This window comes from Paraburkholderia aspalathi (assembly GCF_900116445.1).
Lineage (GTDB): Bacteria > Pseudomonadota > Gammaproteobacteria > Burkholderiales > Burkholderiaceae > Paraburkholderia > Paraburkholderia aspalathi.
On the sequence record NZ_FPBH01000062.1, the window covers coordinates 20,714 to 28,505 of the forward strand.

Sequence of the window (7,792 nt, forward strand, 5' to 3'; positions counted from 1 at the left end):
GGTCGCGAATGCATTTCATCCGTTGCGCTGGCTGGAAGTGACGACAAATTGACCTAGTCGTTAAAGCCCGCGCCTGCGTCTGCGAGCTTCTGCAGGCGTGGCGCGATCCGCCACGCCTTGCCTTGATAGCCTTTCGCGTAGCGACGAATCGCCTGCGCAACGTTGTACAGACCAACCTCGTCCGCATACTGCATCGGGCCCCCACGCCACCGCGGAAAGCCGTACCCACTCAGATAGACCGTGTCGATGTCCGACGCCTTCGACGCAATCCCTTCCTCGATGATCAGTGCACCTTCATTGACGAGCGCGTACATCAACCGCTCGACGATCTCCTCGTCGGAAATCTTGCGCCGCGTGACACTGAAGTGTTCTGAATGCCGGATGATCATGTCGTTGACCTGTTGGCTCGGGTAAGCCTTGCGGTCACCCGCCCTGTAGTCGTACCAGCCCGCGCCAACCTTCTGGCCGAAACGCCCCGCTTCGCATAACAGGTCGGCCGTCTTCGAATACGTAAACGACGGCTGCTCGATGGCGCGGCGTTTTCTAATCGCCCAACTGATGTCGTTACCAGCCATATCACTCATCCGGAAAGGTCCCATCGCGAAGCCGAACTTCTCGATGGCCTTATCGATCTGTTCGGGAAGCGCCCCCTCGTCAAGGAGGAAGCCCGCTTGACGACTGTACTGCTCAATCATTCGATTGCCGATAAAACCGTCACATACGCCCGAGACCACAGCGGTCTTCTTGATCTTTTTGGCAAGCTTCATGACGGTGGCGAGCACGTCTTTCGCCGTGTCCTTGCCGCGCACCACTTCGAGCAACTTCATCACGTTGGCCGGGCTGAAGAAGTGCATGCCGACCACGTCCTGCGGCCGCTTGGTGAAAGCGGCGATCTTGTCCACATCCAGCGTCGAGGTGTTCGAGGCCAGGATCGCGCCGGGCTTCGCCACTTCATCAAGACGCTTGAACACCTGCTCCTTGACGCCGAGCTCTTCGAACACTGCTTCGACGATCAGGTCGGCGTTTTTCAGGTCGTCATAGGAGAGCGTCGGCGTGATTAAGGCCATGCGCTGTTCCAGCGCTTCGGGCTCGAGCTTGCCTTTTTTGATGGTGGCTTCGTAGTTCTTGCGGATCGTGGCGAGGCCGCGGTCGAGCGCTTCCTGCTTCGTTTCCAGCAGCGTGACCGGAATGCTCGCGTTGATGAAGTTCATTGCGATGCCGCCGCCCATCGTGCCGGCGCCAACCACGGCCACCTGTTTGATGTCGCGCACCGGCGTGTCCGACGGCACATCGGGAATCTTGCTCGCTGCGCGCTCGGCGAGGAACGCATGTCGTAGTGCCCGCGATTCGGGGCTGGTCAGCAGGTAAAGGAACGCATCGCGTTCCTCCTTGATGCCCTGATCGAACGGCTTGAGTGACGCCGCGATGGCGTCCACGCATTTGACCGGAGCCGGGGAACCCCCTGCGGTTGCCGCGACCGTATTGCGAACGAAGCCCAGATACGCTTCTGCGTTTTCGTGGTGCACCTTTAAGTCGCGTACGCGGGGATGTGGGCCCACGACTGTCGCCGCGTCCCGCGCAAATTTCAAGGCATCCCATAACAAATCGTCGGCCGCAAAGTGATCGAACAGCTTTGTGCCGGCAAACTCCTCGGCGGCCATCGTCTTGCCCGAAACAATCATGTTTACCGCAGTCTCCAAGCCGACCACGCGCGGCAGGCGTTGTGTACCGCCGGCCCCCGGCAGTAGGCCTAAATCCACCTCTGGCAAGGCAATCCGCGTGCCCTTGACGGTGACGCGATAGTGACAGCCGAGTGCCAGTTCCAAGCCCCCACCCATCGCGACCGAATGAACTGCGGCCACAACGGGTTTGGCAGACGCCTCGATCGTATCAATTATCGTTTGCAGGCTCGGCTCCTGCAGCGCCTTAGAAGTGCCGAACTCACGAATATCGGCACCACCTGAGAACGCCTTGCCCGCGCCCGTGAGAACAATCGCCTTGATGCCCGGGTCGTCCAGTGCGCGCACTATGCCGTCTACGATGCCCACTCTTGTGGAGTGACCGAGACCATTGACGGGAGGATTGTCAAGTGAAATGACGGCCACACCGTCCTGGACTTGATACTGCGCTGTCATGCCGGTTCCTTTTGATGTCCCGAAATTGTCTAGCAATTCGGAGGTTCAGTTCATGCAAGAGCCAGCCTGTTGTTTTGCCGAGGCATGCCAGCCTGCCGCCGATAATGAGCTGCCTGCCGCCCCTACGCGTAACCAGAGACGGCGCTCCGCGTCGGATGTTTGATGCCGTAGATCCTGCGGCACGTGCCGTTCAGTTCGTTAAATGTGGGACGATCGCTGACGTCATCGCTTTTCACAAACTCATAGCCCGTCGTCGAGCGGTAGCAGGTTTCTGTTTCCACATACCCGCGCAGATTCTCATTCAAGACCACCGACGCGAGGCAGTCGAGCGCCGGCTTGCTAGCAGACTTTAGATGATCGATCAGCTCGCATCGTGACGCGAACTCGAACATTTCGTGGTCTCGGCGCTGGTAACGCAACGTCCGCGGCACATTGCCAGTACGATGCGATTCGTTTGCGAAACGAATTGTGTAAGCTGCTACGGGTAGCAAGCCGGCATCCGGCGCGATGCGAGGAGGTTGCCGACGACGTCGGCACTACACTACAGCATTGACTATCGACCGCGAAACACGGGTTCGCGTTTCTCGCGGAAAGCTAGTGCGCCTTCTTTTGCATCTTCCGTTTCGAAGAGTGGTACTTGCCCTGCGCGCTCACGGTCAAGGGCCTCGTCCAGATGGGTCAGCGTCGTGGCCGAAATGGCGCCTTTCATCGCAGTAAACGCTTTGGTGGGTCCATTTTTGACCTTTTGCACCAGAGCCGCCAACTCAGCATCGTAAGCCTCGTCGGCTACCGATCGATAGATCAGTCCCGCTTCCATTGCGTCATCAGCAGACAGCCGATTTCCAAGCATGGCCATACTGTTAGCACGTGCGCGGCCAATTGAAGCGCCAATTAACTCCGTTGCGCCGCCGTCTGGCATCATTCCAATGTTCACAAACGCCAGTAGAAAATAAGCGGATCGCCTGGCGAGCGCAATGTCAGCGGCGACCGCAATGGAGCACGCCATTCCAACTGCAGGACCATTGACCCCGCTTATGACGGGCACACGCGAGCGCACAATCGCACGCACAAGACGATGGCCGCTGTCCACGGTTTCAATAGTGATGCCGCTCTTGAAATCGCCTCCGGCGCTGAAGGCACGACCCTCGCCACTGATCACGATTGCGCGCACATCGTTGGGTACATCATTGATAGCCTGTGCGGCATCCTCAAGCATCGAAGCGTCGAATGCATTGAGGCGATCTGGCCTGTTCCACTTGATGGAGAGAACTCCGTCCGAGTTATTGATAAGTACGTGTTGCGTCATGAGCAGCTCCCTTTTCTCCAAGGCGGGCGACGTTTGCCCGCACAATCTGATCTGCGCGCGCAGCCCCTGTGGGACCAACATGCAGGGCTACGACAGAATTACGGAACGAGTACGATCTTACCGGTTGCGAGTCTCTGGTCGATTGCGAGCAGAGCCCGCGACGCGTCTTCGAGTGCGTAGCTCGTTCCGATGACCGGACTAAGTGCCCCGCTTTGGACATGTGGCTTGATCGCCGCCCATTGGGATGGCATACGCCCAAGGTGCTTGTAAGCGTCCCAGCCAACACCGATCGCGGATGTATTGTTCAGCATCAGACGGTTGACTTGGACAGAGGGTATCGTACCCTCTGTGAAACCGAGAATGAGGATTCGTCCGTTTGCCTTAAGCGACCTCAGGGAGTCGGTAAAACGCTCACCGCCGACCGGGTCAACGACAATGTCCACGCCGCCGAAGGTCTTTACTGCCTTGGCGAATCCCTCGACCGGGATGAACTCGTCAGCGCCCGCAGCAACAGCAATGGCACCCTTCTCAGGCGTGGATGTTACGGCGATGACCCGGCTAGCGCCGAAGGCCTTTGCAATCTGAATCGCCGCCGTTCCCACCCCACCCGCCGCACCGTGGACGAGCACCGATTCACCTTGCACGAAGTGACCACGCTCGATGAGGGCGAAGTAGGCGGTAAGGTAGTTGAGCGGAAGGGAGGCGCCCTTCTCGAACGAGACACCATCCGGAAGCGCAAATGTCATGTCTACCGCTGCGACCGCTTGCTCCGAGAAGCCACCAAGCATCGGCAGTGCCGCGTGATCTGGACCCTGAAACGACGTGATTGCTGCGACGCGATCCCCGACGGCAAACCCGGAATCTGCAGGGGCTGCAACGACGACGCCCGCGACCTCCGATCCCGGCGTATAAGGTAGGGCGGGCTTTACGTGGTAAAGCCCACGCGACTGCAGCACATCCGGGAATCCCACGCCGGCGGCGCGAACACTGATTAGAACCTGATCGGGCGCCGGCTTTGGAGGCTCAACGTTCACAAGTTCAATCGAAGTCGGGCCGTCCAGTTTGGTAATCTGTATCGCTTTCATGGAGTTCAGTGTTCCGCGTGGTTTGTGTAACATCACTGTATTTGCCAGTTCGGCCGTCCGCTGTATCAACGGATACGAAACTGACTACCAGATCAAAAAAGTGTCCCCGCTCAACGGCATTTCAATGATAGGCATGAGACCAGCTCATCGTTGCACCAGAGAAATTGACAGCGCGCGACCATGAAAACATCATCTGAGCAAACCGGACAGCACCTGATTCGGATGCCCGATAGCGCCCATGTCGGCGACGACGCTAATTGCCGGATGGACAGTGTTTGAGAAACGCATCATGGGGCTCGTCGTCAGTTGGCCGCCACGACTGCGTGATGACACGGGCGACGACGGCCTGTTCTCGATGCTGCCGTTGCGTCAGTGGCCGGACAAATTCGCATTCGCGCAAGATGCGCTAAGGGTCGGAAGGACGATCGAGAACGACGAGTTGAGAGTGCCGTCCTTCAATGGACCACGTTGCACGCGGGGCAACTCGCTTCCTCGCAACATCGTCCAAGGTTTGCTGTGCGTGCTTCGATGGATCGAATTACGGACATCATGTCGAGCCGGCCATTACCCAGTTCCACGCTTTCCGCGTAAAGTTTTCGACTCAGATCGAGCAAAGGCGAGGCGATGCCAGCGGCGCGTGCCGCATCAGCTATCAACTGACAACTGGAAAAGGCATCCGCTGTAGCCGCCTGCACGGCGAAGTCTCGCTCGACGAGTTTTGGAATCTTCACACTTGTTACGTCGCAGGCCATCGGCCCTGAATCGATTGCGGCCTTAAAAGTATTGAGATCCAGGCCGTTTCGATCCGCGAAGTGCATCGCTTCGGACAGACCGACGAGCATCGTGTTTGCATATAGATTGACCGCCAGTTTCATGAGCAGCGCGTTGCCGATCGGGCCACAAATCACTGACGCTCGGCACATCGGCGCGAGCATCGGGCGAATTTTCGCGACGATTTCAGGATCGCCGCCTAGCAACGACACCAAATGGCCCGCCTCAGCCGGTTTTCGCGAACCGGACACCGGGGCTTCAACATAACGCCCCCCGGCCGCATGGATGCTCGCAGCAAGTCCCCTTGAATAATCCGGAGCAACTGAACTCATGCTTATGATGGTGTGCCCTGCGACACGCGATGCGAAGGCTGGCGTGCCAGATCCCAACACTGCATCGATCACCGAGCTATCCGACAGCATAAGAATCACAGTTTTCGTCTGCCTGAATACTTCGTCAGCAGACTCCGTCACTCGAGCGCCGATGGCACGCAGCGGCTCGGTACGCTCGGTTGACCGATTCCAGACGACGAGCTTTGTGCCAGCCTTAGCCAAATTCAAAGCCATGGGCTGACCCATCCCGCCGAGCCCGATAAAACCAACTTCCTCTTGCGCCCGAGACTCGGCGCCTTCCGTTGTAGATGTCATTGTCGATATTCCTGGGTTGAGAAACACGGAAATCCGATCTCACTCAAAAAAGCCAAGCCAGTCAATCACATTGGGCTCGATCAAACTTCTGTTGAATCTCCAGTCGTCGCGCTCCGGCGCCCTATCAGAGGCTCATCTTCGTCATTTCCGATCTCGTGAAATTGCGATTACAGCCTTTCACGTTTTTCTAGATATCAGGTCATTATCGGATACGGCTGAAATGTAGGCTCTGAGGCAGAGCCTAACGATCGCTAATCGCAACAGGATTCACATTCTCTCGAGTGACATAATCTATACGCCGTAGCTCAGCAGAACGCCTCGAGCCGCCTGCAGCGGGGGCCAGATCGTCCGTACGGAACAATCCAGCGCCCCGCTTCGCAGATTTCATGAATCTTACTCGTTGCTCCCGGATCCTAGAAATTGAATCAACGTATCGCGCTTACCTTCAAACGGCGTGCGACCGTGGGTGCACAGAATGTTGTCCAGCATCATGATCTCGCCTGCCTCCCAAGGCTCGTCAACCCGAATTTCGTCTTCGATCTTGCGCAGGAGCTTGACATCCTCGGCAGGAATCGTGCCGCCATCGCCAAACAGAACTTCGTTGGGGTAACGTCCCCCGTTGCGCTGGTCCTCGGGTGTCAACGTGTACCATTGCCGAGCACTCGTGGGCAACGCGGTCAGGTTGCTGATCTGGTTGAACCAGTGGCTTGTGCCATGCACCGGATGAGTGACGAAACCGGATTTGCGAATTTCGGTTTGCAGGCTGCCATCGTCCAGCCATTGCCATTGCAGTCCTCCTGCTTCGCATGCGGCTTCGACCTCGGCCTTGTCTTCGGTGAAGAAAGCTTCCTGCCAGGGGCGGTGTATATTAAGCAGCTGACCACTCCAGCCTTCCGTCGATACACCTCCGTCGCGGAAATTGCGACGATAAAGTACACCGCGTTTGCGCACCTCGTCGAGGATCCGCTGCGGAATCTGCGCCTCGAAGCGGCGAATATCTCCAATCGTAGTAGCTCCGCCAGAACTTGCTACCACGTTGGAATAGAACGCAAGCTTCAGCGGCCATTGACGTTGATAGCACATCTCGTGATGTAGTGGAATAAAGCGGTCTTTTTCTGTCCGCGTCGATTCCATCACTCTGCCTGCAATCGCTGCGCGTGGTCCCCCACCGCCCTTGTATCCCATAGTGGCGACGGGATAGTGCGACATCACATCGCCGAACTGCTCCGGACCGTTGACGGGAAATCCACGAAGGCGCACGGCGCCGAAACGAAACAGCAGTTTATCGATGGCCTCCTCGTGGTCGACCAGCCATGTCCGAAAGGCCGCAAGATCCGTCTTGAGGCGCTTGGATACTGGCGTGATGAACAACGGAATGCCCTGCGGATGCAGGTGCACTGTTACCTCGTCGCCTAAGGCGGCGTGGGTGCCAGAAATGGGACTGGAGGATCGGATGTCCAGAGTGTCGAGGCTGGACGGACTGACGGCTGTGTCGTTCATTAAAGTCTCCTTATCTTGAGGTTAGAACCGTGATGCACTGCACGATTAAATGCATCGTCTGATTCGTGTAATGCCACTGTATTTCCCGGTTCCGCAGTCGGCTGTATCAGCGGATACGAAATCGACAGCTGAATCAAAAAAAAATATTTCAGACCGGAAGAGTTAACGATGAACATGGAATTGGCTCCGGCGTTGCGGCGAAGAAATGAGCAAATACGGGCACGACGGTCTCGTCTGATCAAACCAGATCGACCCCTGATACCGACCGGCAAGATAGGTGTAATTGCTGATGCCGGGCGCGTGACGATTAGGCATCCTTAAGCGAGCGACAGATTAAATTCGAGGTTA

Annotated in this window: 6 protein-coding genes; all 6 read right to left on the bottom strand. The window is 57.3% G+C overall.

Features of this window, described 5'->3' with window-relative positions; translation table 11 throughout:
* Window positions 1-53: 53 nt before the first annotated feature.
* The 6 genes from BM438_RS43490 to BM438_RS43515 all read right to left on the bottom strand — a co-directional run bounded on the left by BM438_RS43490 (window position 54) and on the right by BM438_RS43515 (window position 7,444).
* Complete coding sequence (locus BM438_RS43490) at window positions 54-2,135, bottom strand: 3-hydroxyacyl-CoA dehydrogenase NAD-binding domain-containing protein (RefSeq protein WP_093647577.1); 2,082 nt, start codon at window positions 2,133-2,135, stop codon at window positions 54-56.
* Between the two features lie 122 nt (window positions 2,136-2,257).
* Window positions 2,258-2,527, bottom strand: coding sequence for a hypothetical protein (locus BM438_RS43495; protein ID WP_093647579.1), 270 nt, complete (start codon window positions 2,525-2,527; stop codon window positions 2,258-2,260).
* A gap of 161 nt (window positions 2,528-2,688) precedes the next feature.
* Entirely contained in the window at window positions 2,689-3,441 is a 753-nt protein-coding gene (locus BM438_RS43500; RefSeq protein WP_167378561.1) for an enoyl-CoA hydratase-related protein, read from the bottom strand.
* A 98-nt stretch (window positions 3,442-3,539) separates the two neighbouring features.
* A complete protein-coding gene (locus BM438_RS43505; RefSeq protein WP_093647583.1) occupies window positions 3,540-4,526 on the bottom strand; it encodes an NADPH:quinone oxidoreductase family protein in 987 nt (328 codons plus the stop codon).
* A 455-nt stretch (window positions 4,527-4,981) separates the two neighbouring features.
* Window positions 4,982-5,944, bottom strand: coding sequence for an NAD(P)-dependent oxidoreductase (locus BM438_RS43510; protein WP_093647585.1), 963 nt, complete (start codon window positions 5,942-5,944; stop codon window positions 4,982-4,984).
* A gap of 393 nt (window positions 5,945-6,337) precedes the next feature.
* Window positions 6,338-7,444, bottom strand: a complete 1,107-nt coding sequence (locus BM438_RS43515; protein WP_093647587.1) for a TauD/TfdA family dioxygenase — start codon at window positions 7,442-7,444, stop codon at window positions 6,338-6,340.
* Window positions 7,445-7,792 lie beyond the last annotated feature (348 nt).